Annotated in this window: 19 protein-coding genes; 9 read left to right on the forward strand and 10 right to left on the reverse strand. The window is 67.5% G+C overall.

What is annotated here, in order from left to right:
* The first annotated feature begins 8 nt into the window (after positions 1–8).
* The 7 genes from KF791_18620 (at position 9) to KF791_18650 (ending at position 5,788) form a co-directional block, all read left to right on the forward strand.
* Entirely contained in the window at positions 9–617 is a 609-nt protein-coding gene (locus tag KF791_18620) for a pyridoxamine 5'-phosphate oxidase family protein (protein MBX3734595.1), read from the forward strand.
* A 34-nt stretch (positions 618–651) separates the two neighbouring features.
* Positions 652–1,410 (forward strand): ABC transporter permease, encoded by a 759-nt coding sequence (locus tag KF791_18625; protein MBX3734596.1) that lies wholly within the window; start codon positions 652–654, stop codon positions 1,408–1,410.
* A complete protein-coding gene (locus KF791_18630) occupies positions 1,407–2,165 on the forward strand; it encodes an ATP-binding cassette domain-containing protein (GenBank protein MBX3734597.1) in 759 nt (252 codons plus the stop codon). Before KF791_18625 ends, KF791_18630 begins: the two co-directional genes overlap by 4 nt.
* A 66-nt stretch (positions 2,166–2,231) precedes the next feature.
* Positions 2,232–3,224, forward strand: coding sequence for an MCE family protein (locus KF791_18635; protein MBX3734598.1), 993 nt, complete (start codon positions 2,232–2,234; stop codon positions 3,222–3,224).
* Between the two features lie 165 nt (positions 3,225–3,389).
* Positions 3,390–4,028, forward strand: coding sequence for an FHA domain-containing protein (locus KF791_18640; protein ID MBX3734599.1), 639 nt, complete (start codon positions 3,390–3,392; stop codon positions 4,026–4,028).
* A 63-nt stretch (positions 4,029–4,091) separates the two neighbouring features.
* Positions 4,092–4,862, forward strand: a complete 771-nt coding sequence (locus tag KF791_18645; protein MBX3734600.1) for an enoyl-ACP reductase — start codon at positions 4,092–4,094, stop codon at positions 4,860–4,862.
* A gap of 47 nt (positions 4,863–4,909) precedes the next feature.
* Positions 4,910–5,788, forward strand: a complete 879-nt coding sequence (locus KF791_18650; protein ID MBX3734601.1) for a radical SAM protein — start codon at positions 4,910–4,912, stop codon at positions 5,786–5,788.
* Positions 5,789–5,858: 70 nt separating this feature from the next.
* On the opposite strand, the gene KF791_18655 is transcribed toward KF791_18650, so the two are convergent.
* From KF791_18655 to KF791_18690, 8 genes are all read right to left on the reverse strand, one after another.
* Positions 5,859–10,286 carry a hypothetical protein gene (locus KF791_18655; protein ID MBX3734602.1) on the reverse strand — a complete coding sequence of 1,476 codons (4,428 nt, stop codon included), beginning with the start codon at positions 10,284–10,286 and terminating at the stop codon, positions 5,859–5,861.
* Positions 10,283–11,371, reverse strand: a complete 1,089-nt coding sequence (locus tag KF791_18660; protein MBX3734603.1) for an ADP-heptose--LPS heptosyltransferase — start codon at positions 11,369–11,371, stop codon at positions 10,283–10,285. Before KF791_18660 ends, KF791_18655 begins: the two co-directional genes overlap by 4 nt.
* Positions 11,372–11,763: 392 nt before the next feature.
* Positions 11,764–12,300, reverse strand: a complete 537-nt coding sequence (locus KF791_18665; protein MBX3734604.1) for a hypothetical protein — start codon at positions 12,298–12,300, stop codon at positions 11,764–11,766.
* Positions 12,297–13,379, reverse strand: a complete 1,083-nt coding sequence (locus KF791_18670; protein ID MBX3734605.1) for a phosphotriesterase — start codon at positions 13,377–13,379, stop codon at positions 12,297–12,299. The genes KF791_18665 and KF791_18670 overlap by 4 nt, the downstream gene beginning before the upstream one ends.
* Positions 13,372–14,724, reverse strand: a complete 1,353-nt coding sequence (locus KF791_18675; protein ID MBX3734606.1) for a coproporphyrinogen III oxidase family protein — start codon at positions 14,722–14,724, stop codon at positions 13,372–13,374. The genes KF791_18670 and KF791_18675 overlap by 8 nt, the downstream gene beginning before the upstream one ends.
* A 47-nt stretch (positions 14,725–14,771) precedes the next feature.
* Positions 14,772–15,857, reverse strand: a complete 1,086-nt coding sequence (locus KF791_18680; GenBank protein MBX3734607.1) for a PQQ-binding-like beta-propeller repeat protein — start codon at positions 15,855–15,857, stop codon at positions 14,772–14,774.
* A 105-nt stretch (positions 15,858–15,962) separates the two neighbouring features.
* Positions 15,963–16,667, reverse strand: a complete 705-nt coding sequence (gene pyrF, locus KF791_18685) for an orotidine-5'-phosphate decarboxylase (GenBank protein MBX3734608.1) — start codon at positions 16,665–16,667, stop codon at positions 15,963–15,965.
* A gap of 55 nt (positions 16,668–16,722) precedes the next feature.
* On the reverse strand, positions 16,723–17,730 hold the full coding sequence (locus KF791_18690; GenBank protein ID MBX3734609.1) for a serine/threonine protein kinase: 1,008 nt from the start codon (positions 17,728–17,730) through the stop codon (positions 16,723–16,725).
* 92 nt (positions 17,731–17,822) lie between these two features.
* Between KF791_18690 and KF791_18695 the strand changes: the two genes are divergently transcribed.
* On the forward strand, positions 17,823–18,662 hold the full coding sequence (locus KF791_18695) for a DUF3445 domain-containing protein (GenBank protein ID MBX3734610.1): 840 nt from the start codon (positions 17,823–17,825) through the stop codon (positions 18,660–18,662).
* 58 nt (positions 18,663–18,720) lie between these two features.
* Entirely contained in the window at positions 18,721–19,206 is a 486-nt protein-coding gene (locus KF791_18700) for a YajQ family cyclic di-GMP-binding protein (GenBank protein MBX3734611.1), read from the forward strand.
* A gap of 184 nt (positions 19,207–19,390) precedes the next feature.
* Here the strand turns inward: KF791_18700 and KF791_18705 are convergent, their stop codons facing one another.
* Both KF791_18705 and KF791_18710 read right to left on the reverse strand, forming a co-directional pair.
* Positions 19,391–20,257 (reverse strand): alpha/beta hydrolase, encoded by an 867-nt coding sequence (locus KF791_18705; GenBank protein ID MBX3734612.1) that lies wholly within the window; start codon positions 20,255–20,257, stop codon positions 19,391–19,393.
* Positions 20,258–20,407: 150 nt separating this feature from the next.
* A complete protein-coding gene (locus tag KF791_18710; GenBank protein ID MBX3734613.1) occupies positions 20,408–21,382 on the reverse strand; it encodes an HNH endonuclease in 975 nt (324 codons plus the stop codon).
* Positions 21,383–21,683 lie beyond the last annotated feature (301 nt).

A 21,683-nucleotide genomic window follows, 5' to 3' on the forward strand; every position in this document is an offset into this window, starting at 1 on the left:
CCAAGGCCATGGGCGACGTGTTCCAGGAAGTGACCCCGGATCTGCAGGCGTGGATTGCGGGACAACGCTTGTTTTTCGTGGCGACGGCGCCGCTGTCGGGCGACGGACACCTCAACCTGTCGCCGAAGGGCGGGGATGCCTTCCGGGTGCTGGGCCCGCTCGACGTGGCATTCCTCGACGTGACCGGCAGCGGGGCGGAGACCATCGCCCACCTGCGCGAGAACGGCCGGATCGTGATCATGTTTTGCGCCTTTTCCGGCCCGCCGCGGATCGTCCGGCTCCACGGGCGCGGGCGGGTGATCCTGCCGGGGCATGCCGATTCCGGGGCGCTGCTCGCCCTGTTTCCCCCGCACCCGGGCACCCGGTCCGTGATCCGGGTTTCCGTGGATCGCGTGGGCATCTCGTGCGGGTTTGGCGTGCCGGAGTATTCCTTTCAGCAGGATCGGGACCTCCTCGCCTCCTGGGCGACGAAAAAGGGTCCGGCCGGCGTCGCCGAGTATCAGGCCCTGAAAAATGCGCGCAGCCTCGACGGGCTTCCCGCGCTGGATCCGGCACCCCCGGGGGGCGGGGTGGAACGAAACCTGAGCGAAGCATTCGGCACGGACGCCCGTTTGTGATTCTCTCCCCGCGCCCCCGGGGGGGCGACGACCCATGTTTCGAAATATTGGTGAAATGCTCCTGCTGACCGGCGCCGTGGGGCGAGCCCTGCCCCGGGTGTGGCGCGAGCGTCGCAAGGTGTTCGAGCAGTTGTTCGACATCGGCAACGCGAGCCTCTTCATGGCCTGCGTCCTGTCGCTCTTCATCGGCGGCGTCCTGTCGCTGCAAAGCGGCCCGGTGCTGGTGGAGAACGGCATCGGCAGCGCCCTCGGCCAGCTGGTGGCGATCGCCATGTGCAAGGAACTGGCGCCGGTGATGATGTCCATCCTCATCGCCGGGCGGGTGGGCTCCGCGATGACCGCCGAGCTGGGCTCGATGCAGGTGTACCAGGAGATTGACGCGCTGCGCACCCTCGCGGTGAGCCCGGTCCACTACCTGGTGCTGCCCCGCGTGGTCGCCATCAGCATCGCCGTGCCGTGCCTGGTCATCTTCGCCAACCTCGTCGGCTGGCTTGGGGGCGCGATGGTGGCCGCCCACAACGACCGCATCGCCGTTCCCTGGGCCACCTTCTTCGCCAGCCTCCGCGAGGGGGTGGACCTCTCGGATGTCCTCAACGGCCTGATCAAGTGCTTCGCCTTCGCCGTGTGCATCGGGATCATCTGCTGTCATCAGGGCCTGACCACCCGCGGCGGCCCGCGCGGCATCGGCCGCAGCGTGACCAAGGCCGTGGTGAACTCGCTCGTGCTCATCCTGGTGCTCGACTACATGCTCACCCGGCTGCTGCTGCCGTTTGACGCGGCCTTCGGACGATGACCCCGACGCCCCCAGGAGCCCACAAGGGCGGCTTGCCGGTGAGTGTACGCGGACTGCGCAAGGCGTACGACGGCCGCGCGGTGCTGCACGACCTCCACCTCGAGATCAGGGCCGGAGAGATCTTCGTCATCATGGGGCCGAGCGGATCCGGCAAATCGGTCTTCCTGCGCCACCTGATCGGCCTGGAGGACCCCGACGCCGGTGAGATCCTGGTCGCGGGCGAGCGGGCGCTGCCGAACCCGGCCAATCCCAGGCACCGCCTGGCCATGGTCTTCCAGACGGGCGGCCTGCTGAACTCGCTGACCGTGGAGGAGAACGTCGGCCTGTATCTCAGCGAGCACCGGCTGAATTCCCCTGCGGAGATTGCCACCATCGTCGCCGGAAAGCTGGCCCTCGTGCATCTCGGGCCCGGGGACGCCGCCAAGTACCCCTCGGAGCTTTCGGGCGGCATGCGCAAGCGGGTGGCGATTGCCCGGGCCCTGGTCGTGGAGCCACAAATGATCCTCTTCGACGAACCCACCAGCGAGCTCGATCCCCTCGTCGCCCTTACCATCGGCCGCGAGATTGTGAACCTCAACCGGCGCACGGGCGCCACGGTCGTCGTGGTGACCCACGACCGAGACCTGGCCTTCGGCATTGCCGACCGCCTCGCGTTTCTCGCGGAGGGACGGATCCTCGCGATGGGCACCGCGGACGCGCTGCGGGCGAGTCCGGCGCCGCTGCTGCAGGAATTCCTGGCCGCGCATTTCCAATGAACGCTTCCTGGCGGCCTTGCCGTCGCGTCCCTTTGCCGCTTACCTCCACTTCCGGATGTTCCGTCCATGAAAAGCTCCCTTGAAACCCGGCTCGGCGTGTTCTTTGCGCTCGTGGTCCTCGCCGCCTTCATCATCTTTGAACTGCTGGGCGGCGCCTCGTTGTTGCGGCGCGGCACCGAGTACCGTGCGCGGTTCAATACCGTGCGCGATTTGAAGGTCGGGGACCCGGTCCGCCTCGCCGGGGTGCCCGTGGGCCGGGTACGGTCGGTCGGTTTGAGGGAAAACCAGGTGGAAATCACCCTGCAGCTCGACACCGGCGCCCCGGTGCGCACCGACAGCGTGGCCTCCATCCAGTTCACCGGGCTCATGGGACAGAACTTCGTGGCGCTGAGCTTCGGCTCGGAAAATGCGCCGCTGGCCGCATCGGGCGCCCTGCTTGAGACCCGTGAACAGGCGGACCTGGCGGATCTCATGTCCCGGCTCGACAGCGTCGCCGGCGGTGTGGAAAGCCTGACCCGCAGCTTCAGCGGCGAGGAGATCAGCAAGCTGCTCGGCCCGCTCACCGACTTCATCAAGCAGAACCAGTCCAACATCAATTCCACCCTGGACAACCTCGCGGTGATGACCACCGAGATGGCCGGGGGCCGCGGCACCTTCGGCAAGCTGATCATGGACCCGACCCTCTATGAAGGGGCGGTGTCTGCGGTGACCAACATGAGCAGCGCGCTCGCGGACGCCCAGCCGCTGGCGGAGGACGCCCGGGCCATGGTGGCCGACCTGCGCAAGCTGGCGGGCAACCTGGAGCGGGGAGAGGGCACCCTCGGGAAGCTGATGACCGACCCGGCGTTGTTCGACGAAACCACCGGTGCGATGACGAACTTCAAGGAGATCATGGAAAAGATCAACCAGGGCAAGGGCTCGGTCGGCGAGCTGGTCAACGACGCCAGCTTCCTGCGGAACATCAAGCTTACCCTTCAGAAGGTGGACAAGGCGACCGAGTCCCTCGAGGACACCGGTCCTTTGAGCGTGCTCGGGACGGCGGTGGGCACCCTGTTCTGAGCGGGCACCGTACCCGGGTGGCCGTCCGGGGCGGGATTTCGGCGACCCGCGGCGGCCGGGAACCCGCTTTGGTCACCGCCGCGAAACGCTTTACAGACCCGGTGTCCGGACGCTATTCACCGGAGGAGTCCCAGGGCCGTGGCGGACTGCCCATCCCGAAAATCCATGTTCCGGTTCATCCTCCACGGGCTCAATCAGCCCTTCGAACACGAGCTGCACGCCGGCCTGAACACGGTCGGGCGCAACCCGACCAACGAATTTCGGATCCCGGAGGCGAGCGTCTCCAGCTTCCACGCGGAGATCACCGTGCTGGAGGCGGACGGCGCGGTGATCGTGCGCGACCTGCAGTCCACCAACGGGACGTTCGTTGACGGCCAGCCGGTCGAGGAGGCGCCGCTGGCGGCCGGGCAGTCGCTTCAGTTGGGGAGCGTCGAAATGGTGCTGCGGGTGGAGGAGTATGACGTGCGAATCCCGGAGGGGGCGGGCCCGCAGGCCGCACGGCCCGCCGGAGAGTCGGTCACGCTTCCCGACGGCACCGTCGCCTGTTCCCGCAATCCATCCCTGCCCGCCACCCATCAGGCGGCCATGGGATGCCAGGCCGTCATGAAGTGCCCGGGTGTTTTTCACATCTCCAGCCTTCGGGCCACCAAGCTGGCCGGCGGCAGCGCCGGGCTGCTGCTGTTTTGTCCGGACTGCAACGCCAAGTGCGAACCGATCCCCGGGGCATCGGGCAAACCGGCCGCAAAAAGGGGGTTGTTCGCACGCCTCACGCAGACCATCCGCATCGGACGGGGCAAGGGGTGACGCGACGGGCTTCATCGCGCCGGCTTGCGCCGCCGGCGGGCTTCGCCTTTCCTCAACGGCATCATGTCTATGCTCCAGGGAAAACTGGGTCTCGTGTTCGGCGTGGCCAACAAACGTTCCATCGCGTGGGCAATTGCCCAGGCCTGGCACCGGGAGGGGGCCCGGCTGGCATTCACCTACCAGGGCGAGCGTCTGAAGGAGAATGTGGAGGACCTGGCGGGCACCTTCGGGCCCGATACGATCATCCTGCCGTGCGACGTGACGCAGGATGCCCAGATTGACGCGGTATTTGCCGCCGTCGGGGAACGGTTCGGCCGGCTGGATCTCCTGCTGCACTCGGTGGCCTACGCCCCGCGGGAGGCGCTGGAGGGCGATTTTCTGGCAACGTCCCGCGAGGCGTTCCGCGTCGCCCATGACATCAGCGCCTACTCCCTGGTGGCCCTCGCCCGGGGTGCCGCACCGTTGATGACCGCCGGCGGCAGCATCGTGGCGATGAGCTACTACGGGTCGGAGAAGGTCATCCCCCACTACAACGTCATGGGGGTCGCCAAGGCCGCCCTCGAGGCCGGCACCCGCTACCTGGCCTACAGCCTTGGACCGCGCAAAATCCGGGTGAACTGCATCAGCGCGGGGCCGATGAACACGCTGGCCGCCCGGGGCATCGCGGGTTTTGGCGACATGCTCAAACATTACGAAGCCCATGCCCCGCTCAAGCGCAACGTGCTGCCCGAGGAACTCGGAGCCACCGGCGTCTTCCTCGCCAGCGACGGCGCGGCCGCGATCACCGGACAGGTGATCTACGTGGATGCCGGCTACCAGATCATGGGCATGTGATCCGGCCGCGGCTTGCCGCATCCCGCCCCCCTCCTAAAGTGCTCCCCGTGGCCGCCGCGCCCATTCCCATCCAGAGCTCCTGGGCCGTCGTTCAGGATCATCGCCGGGTCTTCCAGGACCTGGTGTACCTCTATCCGGTGATCTCCCGCCGGTCGCGGGGGTTGTCCATCGGGGTCAACCTCAATCCGGACAAGCGCTGCAACTTCGACTGCGTCTATTGCGAGGTGGATCGCCGCACCCCGGGTCGCGCCACCACCGTGAACCTCGTCCAACTCCGCGAGGAGCTCGCCTGGCTGGTGAACCATGCCCGCGACGGCACGCTCGCGCAGCAGCCCCGTTTCTGCGAGGTCCCGGAGGTGACCCGGCACGTGCGCGACATCGCCTTCAGCGGCGATGGCGAACCGACGATGGTTCCCAACTTCGACGAGTGCGTGCGCACCGTGGTCGCGGCGAAGCTCGAACTTGGGTTGCGGGACGCCAACCTGGTCCTGATCACCGACTGCGCCGGGCTCGACAAGGCCAGTGTGCGCCGGGGCCTGGAACTGATGGACCGCCATCGCGGTGAATTCTGGTGCAAGCTCGACGCGGGCACCGAGGCCTACTACCAGCTCGTCAACCGGTCCATGGTGCGCTTCGAGCGGATCCTGCAGAACATCCTCGAAACCGCACGGGTCCGGCCCGTGATCATCCAGTCCCTCTTCCTGAAGACGCACGGCAACGCCATGTCGGCGGCGGAACTCCAAGCCTACTGCGACCGGTTGCGGGAGGTCACGGATGGCGGCGGGCAGATCCGATCCGTCCATGCGTACACCATTGCGCGCCCGACCCCTGAGGCGTGGGCGACCCGGTTGACGCTGGCGGAACTGGAGGAGACGGCCGCGGTGATCCGCGAACGCACCGGACTGCCGGTCGAGGTGTTCGAGTAGGGGGCGCACCGGATCGAGTCCTGGCCCTGTGGCGCTGATGCCGTGGGCTGCCAGCGGGAAAAATGGCCGGTCAGGCCCGCGGGGAGGCCGCCGGGCCGGGATCGGGACGGTCCGGGAGCCACAGGGTGAACACCGATCCGCGACCCGGGGTGCTCGACACAAGAATGTCCCCGCCCATGAGGCGCGCAAATTTGCGGGAGATGGCGAGCCCCAGACCCGTGCCCCCATACTTCCGGGTCGTCGAGGCGTCGCCCTGCTCGAACGCCCCAAACAGGCGCCCCAGATGTTCGGGCGTCATTCCAATTCCGGTGTCGCTGATCCGGCAGCAGAGCCACCGCGGGGGAGCGGCACCCGGATGCCCGGACGGATCCTGATGCGGTCCGGTGTCCTTAAACGTCACCTCAAGCCGGATCGCGCCGTCCCGCGTGAACTTGCCGGCGTTGCTCAGCAGATTGAGGAGGATCTGCCGCAGCTTGACGGGGTCCGCCCGCACGGTGCCCGACGCCCCCGTCCCCTCGATGACCAGCCGGTTTCCATTGCGGAGGACCAGGGGATGGACGGTGCCCACGACCTCGTCCATCACCGGCGCGAGATCCACCGACTGGAGGTCGAGGGTCATCCGCCCCGCTTCGATCTTGGACAGATCGAGGATGTCGTTGATCAGGGCGAGCTGGTGCCGGGCCGAACCGTGGATACGGCGCAGGTCCGGGATCAGGGCGTCGGCACCATGGTCCGGTGCCTCTTCCTCGAGCATCTCGCTGTAGCCGATGATGGCATTGAGCGGGGTGCGCAGTTCATGGCTCACGTTGGCGAGGAAACGGCTCTTCGCCTGGCTGGCGACTTCCGCCGCCTCCTTGGCCTTCTGCAGTTCCAGCTCCGCGCGGCGGCGCACCTCGATCTCGGCCTCCAGCGCCAGGCGGGCCTGATGTTCCTGGTGCAGCAGTTCCTCGCGAAGCCGGGTGGCCTCCCGGCGTTTGCGGATGTAAAGCGAACGGGCCAGCAGGCCCCATCCCAGCAGGCCGCCATTGACCGCCACCAACGGCGCCATCACCCAGGGATTCTGATACCAGGGCCGCACCAGATTCAGCAGCAACAGCGCCGGACTCGAGTAGTTGAGGTCGCGATCCACGAACTGGACCGCGAGACGGAAGGGCCCTGCGCGATTCGTGGACCAGTCGAGGGCGTCCGAGGCGCCAGCCGGAGTCCACGCATGGGCTTCCAGGGCGGGGACGAGCGCTGATTGCGCCGGCAGGATTTGCCAGCGAAACTGCCGGTCTTCCGGACGCGTCCGAAACTCGGCGACCTGCCAACGGAAGGTGGTCGGTCGTCCGGTGGTCAGGCTGCCCGGCTGCCCGGAGGGGCGCGGCTCCCGGTCGTAGCGCACCTCGATCCTTGGGGTCGGCGGGATCCTCGGGACGCGAAGGTGCCGGGTCAGGCCCCGCTCGGTGCCGAACCACAGGGAACCATCCGACGCCTCGACGATGGTCCGCACGTCGTTGGCGACGAGTCCATCCCGCGCATCCAATCCGGACCAGCAGGTGCCGTCGAAGAACCGGATGCCGGTGCGCTTCGCGACCCAGAGCACGCCGCGGCTGTCGGCGAACAACGCGTTCACGGTCTCGCCGCCGGCCTCCCGCCGCCGGTCGAAACGGGTGAACCGTTGGTCCTCAAGCCGGGCGACGCCGCTGGATCCGCCCACCCAGAGCCGCTGACTCTGGTCGAGGACCAGGGCGAGCCCGTAGTCGTCGGGAAGGCCCTGGGCCGTGGTGAACACCGTGCGTCCCTCGGCACCCGGGGCGCCGGGGACTTCGAGGGGGGCGATCCGGATCACGCCGGCACCGCCGTTGAGTCCGGCCCACACCCGATTGCTCGACAGGCACAGCACGCTGGCCACGGATTGAAAATCGCCCTCCGACAGCCGGCTGATCACGGCCCGCGCCCCCGGATTCGGCCAGCGCAGCAGTTCACCGGAAGTGGTGCCCGCGGCCACGGTGCCATCGGGGGCCACCGACAGGCACTGCACGTTCCGGGCGAGTGCTTCCGGCGCGTTGAGCGGTGTGAACTGTTCGTTCTCGAGCCGCCCGACCCCGGCCGCGGTGGCCACGCACAGCGCCCCGTCCGGCATGGCCGCCAGCGCACGCACGTTCGCTGATGGCAGTCCATGGGTCACCGTGTGCGCCACGAATCCGTCGCCGTCCCAACGACAGAGCCCGGAATCCGTCGCGAACCACAGCCTTCCCGCGGCATCGCGCACCGAGTTCTGGATGCCATTGGACGGCAGCCCGTCGGCGGTGGTGAGGGTGACCGTGGTCAGGGGATCGTATCGGGTGAGGCCGGCCAGGGTGGCAAACCACAGCACACCGTCCGGATCGCGCTCGATCACCGAAACGTGGTAGTCCGCGAGGCCGTCCTTCCGCGTGAAGTTCACAAACGAGGTGCCGTCGAACCGGGAGGCGCCGTTCAATGTGGAAATCCACGCCACGCCGTCCGGCGCGAAGGTCACGGACCACACCACGTTGTCCGGCAGCCCATCGAGGGTGCTCCAGTTCCGAAAGCCGCCCGCGCCGGCGCCCCGGGGATCGTAGCGCCAGAGTCCGCGACCCCAGGTGCCAAACCACACACTCCCGTCCGGCGCCACCTGCGGGGAATCCACAAGAAACCCGTCCATGCCGGCGTCCTTGACCACGTTTTGAAACCGGTCGCCATCGAACCGGACCAATCCTTCATCCGTGCCCAGCCACAGCACACCGCCGGGTGCCGACGCGATCTTGTACACTGTGTAGGCCGGCAGCCCGTTCGTTGTGGCAAAGTGGGTCACCCGGTTTTCGGAAATCCGGTACAGGCCGCCCCGTCCTCCCACCCACACGACGCCGTCCGCGTCCGCATGCACGCAGTGGAGCTGGGGATCGGACGGTTCGGGCCCCAAAGGGACCGGCTCAAACCGGCGGCCCGCGGACCGGCTCAGGCCGCCGCTTTCCGAGGCCACCCACAGCGTCCCGTCCGGCGTCCGTGCGAGGCCCGCCACGTTGTTGCCGGCCAGGCCCTCCTCCGTCGTGAAGCTGACCATGCGGCTGCCGTCAAACCGCGACAGGCCGTTGCGTGTGCCGATCCAGCGGATGCCGTCGGGAGCCGTGTACAGGCAGCGCACGCCGAGGCTGTACAGTCCGTCCCGGTCGTCGAAGGTCCGCCAGGTTCCCTTCTTGAACGGGCGGATGCGGAAATCGAGATCCGCATGGCGCGTGCCGTTGGCCACCACCGGGGCGGCGTCTTCGTGGATCACGAAGCGGCCGGGCACCTGGAGTCGCACCTGATAGGTGCCCGGACGCAGGTGGGAAAACCGGTAGCGGCCGGCATCGTCGGTCATCTGGCACGCGGCCGCAGTCCCCACGGAACCTCCGGCACTCCCGGGGTCCGGCAACCGCAGCGCCTGCACCACCACATCGCCCACGGGCGAGCCGTCGAGGGCGCGCACCGCTCCCGCGAGCGAGTTTGCCGGCGGGAGCTGCAGGTCGAGTTGATGAGCCAGCCCCGCACCCAGCACCTGCCCTCCAGTCCAGAGGCCCAGGCTCTCGTGCCCCGCCGCGATGTCCAGGGGGGTGTTCACCCGCGCGGTGCGGAGGTGGAATCGTCCCAAGTCGTCCGCCACCGCCTCCTGGAGCAACCGGTCGCCATCGAACAACCGGATGGTGGCGCCGGCCAATGGACGGCTCGACGGATCGCGAATCGTCCCGGAGAGGGTTGCGGCGCGGATCACGTCGGCCGGGGTCGGGGCCGGGGCCGGACCAATCCGCGCCTGACCGTGCAATTGGCCGTCATGTCCGTTGCCCGACACGTCCCGGGCCGAGCCGTCGTCAAAAGTCCACAAGCCCACCAGGCCGGGTTCTCCGCCGTTGAGCCGGCGCGACAAGGCGTCGCGAATCTCGCCGGGATCGAGCGCCCGGTTCCAGACCGCGAGCTGATCGGCCCGCCCGCGGGTATCGGCTCGCTGGACCCGGTCCTCCTCCGGACCGTTGTCGCGACCGACGCGGTTGTGTCCGCCCCCGCCAACGCTGGCGAAGCTGCCGGTAAACGGCTCCTCCCCGACGAGGTCTCCGTTGAGGTAAAGCTGCATCCCGCCCGGCCCGCTGACCGCGGCCACGTGGTACCAGCGGTTGGTCGCCAACAGGTCGCGCGCCGTGATGGAATGCCGGCGGGTGCCGGCATCGGAGATCTCGAAGAGCAGGTCCGGTCGCGACCCCACGGTCCCCACCGCTAGAAACCGGTCCCGGCTCCCAAAGTCGAACAGCCGGGCGGATGCGAGCCGGTCGAGGAGGAACCAGCCTTCAACCGTTGCGGCCTCCAGACCATCAAAAATGCCGGCGGGCAGTTCCAGGTGTCCCACCGGGCCGTCCAGCATCAGCAGCTGGTTCGGACCCGGTGCCTGGGCGCGGGCCAGGATCCCCAGGAGAAGGGCGGCCGTTGCCGCGATCCACCATGTGAGAAGGGCACCGGGCTTCATGCGGCGGAGATGGGAACGGTCCGGGGCGACCGCTCCGTTAGGACACCGTCGAGCGTGCGGGCATCCTCACACCCCAATGTCCGCGCAGCCCCCGAAGCCAGATAACACTCGACGCGCCCGATCACATCGTCCGCGGAGATCAGGTCCATGCATCGCGGCAGTGTTCCGGACAGCGCGGTGCACAGGCGGTCCGGTCCGTCCCGCTCGTCGCCATCGCCGAGCGGGACCGTGCGCGACTTCCAGCAGCCGCCATGGGCGCAGCAGGACAGCATCCCGACGGTATGGAGGAATTGATGCCCGGGGTACGCTTCCCAGTGCGGCGGCTCCCGGCCGCCGGCGATCACGACGCAGGGACGCAGCCCGGGACGCCCGGGACGCCGGGGAACGGCAGCGGCCAGATGCATGAGCAGGGTGACCGGGCACACGACGCCGTCGGCATGATGCACCAGCTGGATCAACTGCCGGAGGGATGTGCGGCCGCGCAGGTCCACCACAGACCGTAGCGGCGGATGGTGATGGGCGCGATCCCCCACCTGCACGAAGAGGAGCCGTCCGCGAAAGTGATCCACCACCCGCTGGTAACGCGCGGGATCCCACCACTTGATCGTGTAATCATGCTTGCCGCCCGAGACGATCACCCAGAAGGGCAGGTCGCGTCCGGTGCGGCGGCGGACCGCGGAGGGACGGGACCGCTCGGCGGCGGAGAGGTGGATGTCACCGCGGCATTCGGTGAGCCTCAGGGGCACCCCGAGACGGTCGGCAAGAAACTCCACAAACCCGTTGAGGCAGTGCTTGGGCTGCCGGTTGCACTCGTGGATCAACGGATACTCGCAATCCAGCACCTCGACATTCCGCGATCCGTCGGCGATCGGGGTCAGATGGGGATTGTGGGCCCACAGGTCCGGACAGGCGGTCCGCACGTCGGTGACGAAGGCACCGGGATGCAGCCGGTGCAGGTCCCGCACCGCCGCCGAGAGCATGACGAGGTCACCCGGGGACCACGGGTTCCTGAGGATTAGCCGGCGCGGACGGGACCGCGCGCCAGGCCGGGGTGCCCGGACCGGAATGCTGGAGCCGCGATTCACCGGTGCGGATGACTCGTGGGGGACCACCCCGCCGCGCCGCAAAAAAGGGCGGGCCGGGCGGCGCAGTCCGGCGGGGCGCCTGCTGCTCAGTACGGACTCGGGCTGGGACTCGGCCTCGGGCTCGAGATGGGACTCGACTGGTAGCCGCCTCCCTTGATGTCTCCCTTGGCCTTCAAATCTTTGAGTTTGGCCTTGGGTTTCGATTTACCGCCGGATTTGGACTCCATGGTAGGAACAGGGTTGGGGTTGCGAGGATGAGGTGAACATTCGAAGTGCCGCGGCGTCGGGCATAGTCCACCGGGCAACGGGGTGCAACGACGGAATGCGCATCGGGTGGCCACCGCGACCCCGGGCGGGGCGGGTCCTTCAAGCCGATCCGCAGGCACGAACCACTACGCTGGCGGCAGAATCTCGATGATCTCGGCCAATACCTCCCCCTGGGCATTCCGCAGCGTGTTCTGACGTCCAAACAAAAACGCCGGGCGCCGGATGCCGAGGGCCGTCGCGATGAACTGGTCGGCCGCGAAGCGGAGGTAGGCGGTCGGCCGGCTGGTGTACGGAATGTGGGCCTTGTTGAGAATGCCCCCCAGCGGCCGGTGCTCCTCCAGAATCTGTGTCCGCGCTTCGTCTGGAAAACGCCCGAGATGAATGCGGATGGCGCCAAACTCGACCGGGCGCCCGGAGGCGTCGAGTTGCAACACCGACTCGCGGCCGTACATGCCGTCTTCCTGGTGCTTCGAGAGCACCTGAAGGTGAATGGAGTCGCCGTGAAACTGCTCCAGCGTCCGGGTCATGTCGCGGTCATGCACCAGGAGGGTCCGGTAGGGCTTCGGGATGGCATCCGGCTCAACGACCTCAAAGGCCGGCAGGGCCCGGTGCTGACGCCGGTAGAATTCATCCAGGGGTTGAATGGCGGTTTGTGCAGTCATGCAAGGAGCCGTGGGCGCACGGTGAGGGCTTCCCTGGGGTTGATGACCAGCAGCTGGTCCACCTCGGCTTCGGAAAGCCCCCGGGCCTTCAGGTCGGGGAGCAGCCTGGTGAACAGGCTCTCATAGGGGGCGGGATTGCCGTTGGCGAATGGCGTGATGGGATTGCCGGTGGGCTGGGCGCCATCCACGGCCCAGCCGTCATCGTGCGAAAGCAGCACCCGGTTCAACAGTCCGGCATCACGAAGGGCCACGACCAGGTTCGGATACCGCAGCGTGTTGACGGGAGCGGCCGAGTAGCCGTCCAGGCTGATCCAGACCCCCAGGCGGGCGAGCTCGATCTGGATCGGCCCCGGATCGTTCTGGGCGTGCACCCAGACCAGGGCTTCCGGTGCCACACCCGCCGCCTGGAGGTATCGGACCTCGTCGCGCGCGGCCTCGCCGTCACCCGTGTGAACGAAAATCGTGAGGCCCGTTTCGCGATGGACCCGCGCGGCGGCGGTGAGGAGGCGGGCGTCGAGCGGGGGCAGCGGTCCATTGCCCGTTCCCAGCTTCAGGAAACCGGGGCGGATGCCGGTGCCCTCGATTCCATCGCGCCATTCCGAAATCCAGCGCGATGCAATCTCGTCAACGCCCAGCCGTGCAGCCTCCGCCGGCAGGAATTTGTGATCCACCGCGGCATACCAGCCGGTGTTGGTGACGATCCGGACCCCCGAGGCCTTCGCGAGCCGCTGGAGGAGGACCGGCCGGCGCCCGATGTATCGGGGGGTGCATTCCACCAGGGTGGTGACGCCGCGGTCGCGGAGGCGCCGGAGGTGCGGAAGCGCCGTCTGAAACACCTGGTCCGCATCGGTCCGTTCCGGGGAATCCAGCGCGGCGCCGGCGAAGTCCACAACCACATGCTCGTGGACCAGCGTGCGCCCCAGATCGGACGGGGACACCGCGCCGTTGACCGTCATCACCACCGCCTCGTCCGCCGCCACGAGCCGCGGCGCCAGTGGCACCAGCGACGCGCCCACCGTCGCGCCCAGGAAGGCGCGACGGCTCAGCTTTGGGTTTCGCCAGGAATGGCCTTCACGCATAGCGTCCCGTCCGGTGATGCGGGAGGAAGAACTCATGGAGGAGGCGGTCCACTTGCAGCAATCCTTCCCGGCGGATGCCGATGCGGTCGCCCTCGATCTGGAGGAAGCCCTGCGCTTGGAGGTTGGCGAGGGGCGCGGCGAATACCTCGCGCGGATCGCGGCCAAACTTCCGGAGGAACGCCGACGCCTGCACCCGCCCCAGCTTGAGCTGGAGCATGAACTCGCGGATCAGTTGCTCGGTGGCATCCGGCACGTAGGCCCGGTGCACCGGCAGCCGCCCCGCGTTGACGGCGGCGACATATGGGTCGAAGTCGTGGTGGTTTTGGTAATGCACCCCGTTGAGGTGTCCGAAACTGGCGACACCGATGGATAGGATGTCGGCCCCGGAAAACAGCCCGTCGCGGTACACGAACTTCACCTGCTCCGGATCCCGGACCACCGTGGTGCCGCTGGTCACGGTATAGCCGATCCTCTCAAACTCGCGGTAGGCATGGTCCACCCAGCGACGTTTGGTCTCCCAGTCGGCCACCGGAGCCACCAGCCGCCCCTCGGCCTTCATCTGCCGGTAGATGCCCGTGTTGTAGGGCACTTCCATCTGATAGATCGTCACCGAGTCGGGACGGAGCGCGACCGTCCGGGCCACGGTTTCGAGCCACTTCTCCTCGGTCTCCTCCACCATCCCGGCAATCAGGTCCACATTGATCTGCGGAAATCCAATTTCGCGGGCGTACTGGTAGGCCCGAAGGATCTCGCGGGACCTGTGGGCGCGGCCGTTGACCTCCAGGATGTGGTCGTCGAAGTGTTCGATGCCGAGGCTCAGACGGGTCACCCCCATCGCCCGGATCGCGGCCAGCTTGTGATCGGTCAGTGTGCCGGGCTCGGCCTCAAACGTGATCTCAACGGCCGCGTCCCATGGCAGCAGGCGACGCATGCCCTCCGAGAGATGGCGGAGCTGGTCGGGCGAGAGATAACTGGGGGTGCCGCCGCCGAAGTAAAGGAACCTGGGGAGGCGCCCCCCGACACAGGCCTTGCCGGCATACACGGTCAGTTCCCGGAGGAGCGCGTCGAGGTAGCCGCGGATGTCGTCCGCATTCTTGTCCGTATACACCCGGAAGTAGCAGAAATGGCAGCGCTTCCGGCAGAAGGGGATGTGCGTGTAGATCCCAAGCGGGTTTGCCGGGTCGCCCGGTGGCCGGTCCAGGGCGGCCTCGAAGTCTGGAATACGGTCGGGAGTCCAGAACGCGAACGGCGGATAGTTGGCGACGAAGTAATTCCCCGCGGTGGTCTCCTTCTGGAGCGGCGGCCCGGCGGTTTTCGGCGGCGGGGCGATGGTGATGGAACTCATGATTCGGTCCTCCTCCGGCAATCAGAAATGGCGCGGCATCAAGGTCGCTAACGCGCCGGTCCGAAGCAGTACACGGTGCCGTCATCCGAGCCGACAATGATCGCGCCATCCACGACGGCCGGAGAGCTCTGCACCGGCCGGCCGATCTCGTAGCTCCACACCTCGCGGCCGTCGGCGAGCGAGACGATGTAGAGCCGGCCATCGTCGGAACCGAAGACCACCCGGTCGCGGGCGACGACCGGCGAGCTGTCCACCTTGCCGCGCGTGGGAAACACCCACACGGCCTCACCGTTGGCGCGCTTCAGGCAGTGCAACCGCTTGTCGCGTCCACCCACCACGACGCGGTCCGCCGTTACCGCGGGTGACGAGAAGTAGGGAAACGCCCGGTCCTTGTAGCTCCAGACAATCCGTCCCTCCTTGAGGTCCACGCACAGGAAGGCGTTTTCGTAGTGCCCGACATAAAGCCGCCCGTCCACCAGTGCTCCCGAGGCCGCAATGTAGGCCCCGGCCTCGATCTCCTTCTCCTTCAGACCGGTGTTGACGTTCACCACATGTACCAGGGCGTCACAGCCCCCGAAGGCGGTCACGCCGTCCCCGATGGCCGGCGTGCCATTGATGTAGTTGCCCGTCTCGAACACCCAGTTCGTCCTCCCGCTGGTCGCGCCGATGCTGTACAGCTTGAAGTCATAGCCGCCGATCAGGATGTTCGTCTCACCGCCGCCGGGCCCCGCCACCCAGTTGGGGCTGGAGAGAATCTTGTCCTCGAGTCCGAAGCTCCATTCCGGCGCACCCGTCTCCGCGGAAATCGCATACACGTTGGTGTTGGCCGTGCCGAAATACACCCGGCCGTTCAGGACCAGCGGTGAGGACTCAATCGGGCCGTCGGCGCGGAAGGCCCATTGCTTCCGGCCGTCGGTGAGACTCAGGCAGTACAGGTTTGAATCCCCGGAACCGACAAAAACCCGGTCGCCGACAATGGCCGCGGAGGACTTGACCTCCCCGCCGGTCTTGAACGTCCAGCGCAGCACGGGCGCGTCGGGGATTCGCGTGTCCGCCACGCCCGTCAGGCGTGGATCTCCGCGGAACATCGGCCAGTCCGTCGCCGCCCGGGCGACCGGGTGTACAAGGCCCATGGCAATCCACGCGGAAACGACGCCGGCAAGAACGTGATTCCTCATTCCGCAGACCATCCGTTTCCGGCACCGGGCTGGCAAACGAATTGATACGGGTGCGTAGTATCACCCGAGAGAGGCCAGGAGTCTGCGGGCGGCGGCAGCGGGGTCCGGGGCGGCGAGGATCGGGCGGCCGACCACCAACCAGCGGGCGCCGGCGGCCAAGGCGTCCGGGGCGCTCAGGGTGCGGCTCTGGTCGTCGGCGGGGTCGGAGGCGCTGCGGATACCCGGGGTGACGAGCTGCAGGTCGGGCGGAACACAGGTCCGAAGCATGGGGAGCTCCAGCGGGGAGCACACCAGCCCGCGCAGGCCGGCGGCGACGGCCAGTTGGGCCAGGCGGCGGACCTGGACCGCGGGATCCGGCTCGAGCCCCAGGTCCGCAAGGGCGGCGGCATCGAGGCTGGTCAATACGGTCACTCCCAGGATCAGCGGGGCCGGACGCCCCATGGCACGTGCCGTCTGCTGCGCCGCCTCCTCGGCGGCCGCCATCATCGCGCGGCCGCCGCTGCAATGTACCGTGAGCATCTGCACATCCAGCCGGGTGGCCGCGGCGATTGCGCGGGCAACGGTGTTGGGGATGTCGTGAAACTTGAGGTCGAGGAACACCGCCGCACCGGTGGCGCGCAGTTCCCGGATGATCCCCGGGCCGGCGGCGACAAACAGCTCCTTGCCCACCTTGAAGGCCCCGACATGGGGAGCGACGGCACGGGCCATCGCCAGGGCGCTGACGGCATCCGGGAGGTCGAGGGCTGCGATGATCGGATTGCGCACGTGCGGAGGGTGTCGGTCCCGTCCCCTTTGCGGCAAGGCGGGGAAGCCGGAAGCCTCAGCGGCGCCACCAGCGACGGGATTCGGGGATCCCGGCGGCGGCCGCTCCCTGGCCGGTCAAGGTGCGGATCAGCAACTGGCTCCGTGCGGCCTCCAGGGCCATGCGGAACTCGTCGTAGCTCTGGAAACGGTCCGCGGGATTCTTGGCCATCGCCCGCACGAGCGCCTCGCTCGTCGGCGTCGTGATTTCCGGGGCGACGGTTGAGGCCGGGGTGAGCTCGGCATGCACCTGCGCGGCGACCACCTCCTCCACACTGGCCGCCTCGAACGGAACGCGGCCCACCAGGGCGTGGTACAGGGTCCCGGCCAGCGAATACTCGTCGCTCAGGAAGGATTCCCCGGTCTGCTGCACCCGCTCCGGGGCGATGTAGTAGGGCGTCCCAAACACCGGCGCGTGGTAGTCCTTGTCGGCATCTGTCTTCCGGGCCAGGCCGAAATCCACCAGCTTGGGCTCCCCGTCGGCGTTGAACAGGATGTTGCCGGGCTTGATGTCCAGGTGGAGCAGCCCGTGCCGCAGCGCCGCGGCCAGGGCGCTGGCCACCTTGATGCCGCAGTCGAGCACCTCGAGCTCCGGGACGCGCTTCTGCAACTCGATCCGGTCGTCCAGGCTTCCGGCATCCGCCAACTCCATGACCAGGTACTTGTAGGCGCCCTCCTGGTCGAAGGTGTACACGTGGATGATGTTGGTGTGGTTCAGCTGGGCACAGGCCCGGGCTTCGGCGGCGAAGGCGTTGACCGCATCCTCGTCGTTCACGAGCTCCTGCTTCATCAGCTTCACCGCCACCTCCCGGCCAAGCGTGTTGTCCCAGGCCCGGTACACGGTGCCCATGCCTCCCGAAGCAATCACGCCCCGAAGCTCGAACTGCCGAAGGTCCATCGGCATCATGATGGTCCCCCCGCATTTGCAGGTGGTGATCTCAAGGGGCGCGAGGCTCCCGGGAATGAACACCCGCGCACCGCAGTGCGGGCAGGTCACCATCTTCAACGATTTGCTGGCCGTGGACATCAGGCGGCCGTGAAAGGTACCGGGGACTGCGTCCGGGACAAGCATCTGCTGCGTTCTTGGCCCCGTAAGGGCGGCCGCCGCATCCTCGACCCATGGCCTCCGACGCCCCCCAACCCCCGGTTCCCGACCTGCGCCGGCTCTTCCGTCCGCAGCCACACCGGTTCGAATTTGGCATCCGTCCCGGCGCCGAGGACTGGTTCCGGCTGCCGGATCCGCCACCGCCGGAGCTGGGCCACCGGCGGGAGCTGCTGGCGGCAGCTCCCGAACGGCATGCACCGTGGCTCCCGGAGGCCGAACCGGTGTTCGACGGCCTGGTGGGATGGTTTTCCGACCCCGACGTCCGGGCACTGACCGGCGGCGGCGCTGCTGCGGCGCGCACGCTGGGCGGGTTGTGGCCACCGGACTACGTGCTGCTGGGTCGGGACCCGTCGGGGAACCACCGGATGGTGGGGGGCTGTGTGTGCGACCCCTCCTGGTGGGATCCCCAGGCGACGCTGGGCCGGCCGGTGGCGGCGATCCATGAGGTCGTCCCGGGATTGAACGCCCAACTGGGAGACCGCATTCGGACGTTCCTCGACCGGTTGCCGGCGGACACCGTGGTGACCCGGGAGAACTGGGGCCTGGCGGCGGTGCCGGACCGCAATCTCCATCCCACGCTCGGACGGCCGCGTCTGGGACCGGACGCCACCCCGGAAACCACCTGGCTCCGGGTGGAACATCAGGCGTTTCGCGCGCTGCCCGACCTGGGGGGGATGGTCTTCCTCATCTGGCTCACGGTCCATCCGCTGACGGACGTGCTGCGCGATCCGGTGGCGGCCGGAGGACTGGCGCTGCAGTTGGAGACACTTCCGGACCCTGTGGCCGCCTACAAGGGTGTGGCGGCCGCCCGTTCGAACCTGGCCCATCGGCTCCGGCACGCTGCGGAGGGCTGACGAATGGAGCAGACGAACGGGGCTTCATCCACCGGCGGCTCCGGGTTACGCTGCGGCCATGGCGAGTTTTGACATCGTTTCCCAAGTGAACTCGATGGAGGTTGAGAATGCGGTGAACCAGGCGACCAAGGAACTGGCCACCCGCTTTGACTTCAAGGATGGAAGCGGGGAGATCGTGCTGGCGAAGCATGAGATCCAGTTGAAGGCGGCCGACGCCTTCAAGATGCGGCAGTTGTGCGAACTGGTGGTCGGCCGGCTGGCGAAGCGGGGCATCAGTCTCAAGAACGTGGACCAGGGCGAACCGGACCTGTCACCGCTGGGGCATGCCCGGCAGACCCTGAAGATCAAGCAGGGCATAGACGGTGCCGCGGCGAAGCAGATCACCCAGTTCATCCGCCAGAAGGGGTTCAAGGTGACGGCCGCCATCCAGGGCGAGGAGATCCGGGTGACCGGCAAGAGCCGCGACGAACTCCAGGCCGTCATCACGGCCGTCAAGGGCGGCGACTGGCCCGTTGCGGTGAGCTTTGTGAACTTCCGGGACTGAAGTTCAGCAGTGCTGACTCCGGGGGGAAAGGCCTGCGATCCGAAGGTAGTCGCCGGCGCATCCACGGGGGTCCCCTCGACGCTTGCTGCGCTCGAGACCGGGGTGCAACTGCGAGGTCGGTGAATCCACCACAACGACACCCTGCCGACTGCGACGCGCCCTGGCCGCTGCAGGAATGCGATCCTCATCGCGGTGCACCGCCGCCGGCGTATCGCAGGATAAACTCCACGATCGGTTTCGGATCGTCGAGCCCGTGGGGGTGATGCCCCACGCCGGGCTTGTTCACCACGACCATGGATCCGCCCAGGACCCGGTACCGCTGTTCGACCAGGGCGGTATTCTCCGAAACCGGCACCACATCGTCTTCGTCCCCGACGACGTGCAGGATGGGAATGCCCGCGCTGGCGAGGACGTCTAGGCGATCCACGGGATTCCCGGTATGGGCCAGGGCCTCGGTTTCGTCGCGAAACCCGTAGTCGCGGACCAGTTTCGCCCAGTCCGGCGGGCTGCCCCTTCCGACGCCCTTGCCGCCCGGCCAGCTCTTGAAGTCGCAGACGGGCGCATCGCCGTACAGGCAGGCCACCCGGTCCGGTCCCTGCACCGCCCAGTTGTAGGCGTACAACCCGCCGCGGCTGATGCCGATAAGGGCGCCGCGGGGGGCGAGGCCGGCATTCGTGATCACCGGATAGAACGCGTCGAACTGTCTCAGGGCGGCTGGCGATCCGAAGGTATTGCCGACCTCCAGATGGAGATGATGGAAACCGCGGTCCAACAGGGCGGGAACACCTGTCCGCTCCGTGAAGGCGTCTGGAAACTCCAGGCACCAGGTCCACGGGTTCCCGGGGGCGGCCTGCCTGGGTTCAACGACCCAGGCCGTGCAACCTGCCATGGGGAACCGGTGGCGGACATGTCCTCGCCACTCGTCGGTTGTCCCTTCCGGCCACGGTCCGGGACGCCGCGGCGGATCTGCCTTGGGCTCGGCCCCGAGCAACATCCCGCCCAAGAGCACCAATCCCGGGAGAACCTGAAGCCAGCGCAGAGAGGCGAACATGACGGCGCAGTCTCCCGGGAGCCCAGCCCTCCGGGTCAACCCGTTTTCCACCGCCAGTGGCGGCGTTTGGGGGAAGTGCGCGAAGGCGGGTTTGCATTGAGGTCCCGTTCCGCCGCGTGGTGCGCGGCGCGCATCTGCGGGCAAGGCCTCCTACCCCGCCGACTTCAGAAAGATCTCCTTCCGGTGATAGTCGAGGAAGTGGCGTTGGTCCGAACTGAAAGGGCCGGTCAGCACCGGACGATCAACGGCCAATCCCATCCGCGTGAGCGATTCAGCGTCGGCAACTGGCGACACCAGGACGTTGCCTTCGTCCTCAAAACTGATGAAGCCGCGGTCGAACAGGTGATCAATCGTCGGGGTCAGCAGAAGCCCGTTGGATCCCACAAGACGCTCTTCATTGTTGGATTCGCGCCACGGCTTGATGTGGCTTGCGACGAGATGGACTGGGTTGAACACGCCGGTGATCCGGCACTGGGCCTCGAAACGCGCCACGTTCTCCTTGAAACGACCCTGTCCACGGCGTGCCTGAATCAGGGCCCGTCGGGTGGTCTCGGGGATGCTATCGCTGTGGGCGATCCGGTCTTGCAGCCGGTCCTCCCACTCGACGAGTGCGAGCGGGTCCGCGATCAGCGACCCGGCTTCGCACACGGAGTGCTGGTCGAGAAGGGAAAGCAGGGCCGGTTCGGCAAGTTCGAGGAGACGGCGGGCGAGCGGATGGGAAATCTCGGAGAGGTAGGCGCCCTGGTTGCCGCGTCCCCCCGGCTGGATCGGCGAGTACTTTTCGGGCAATAGCGGGGCGACCTGCGGAGCGACCCGAGCGATCCGGAGCGGGCGTTCAAACCGTCGGAAAGCAACGTCCACACGCCAGCCGCGCTGGTCCCACGCCTCGCCGACTTTTCCGAACTCGTCCGGCCGGGGGCACGAGTAACATGGAAGCTTGGCGACGCCGACCGCCTGCAGGTGGGCCTCTGCGAACGAGAAGATGAGATCCTCACGCTGGACCTCGCGAAGCGTCTCGTAGAAGTGATTGCGGGAGCCATCCCTCTTCCGCTTGGGACACCAGATGTACTGGCCTCCGAACTCCTCGGCGAAGGTCTGCTTGTGGTTGACCCACCAGAACCGCATTCCCCGGCCAGCGGAACACGCACACCGTCGGGCAGGCAAGGGGAACCGCAGCCGAGGCGGGTTTCTCGCGCCTTCGGTGTCATGACGCAAAGCGTCGTGGACTGCGCCAGCCCTCTGGCGCTCTGAGTCTTTGAACTTTTTGAACCTGTCACTCTAATATTCCCCAACGATTTCGCTCCTATTCCATTTGTAAAATGCCTGCCATGGGACGGCTGTGAATCTGATTCGGATCGGGCATGACGGTCAGTTGGATTTGGGCTTTGCGCCCACGTTGACCCGCTCCGCGGGCTTCGAAGCCGGC

Source organism: Verrucomicrobiia bacterium, assembly GCA_019634635.1.
Lineage (GTDB): Bacteria > Verrucomicrobiota > Verrucomicrobiia > Limisphaerales > UBA9464 > UBA9464.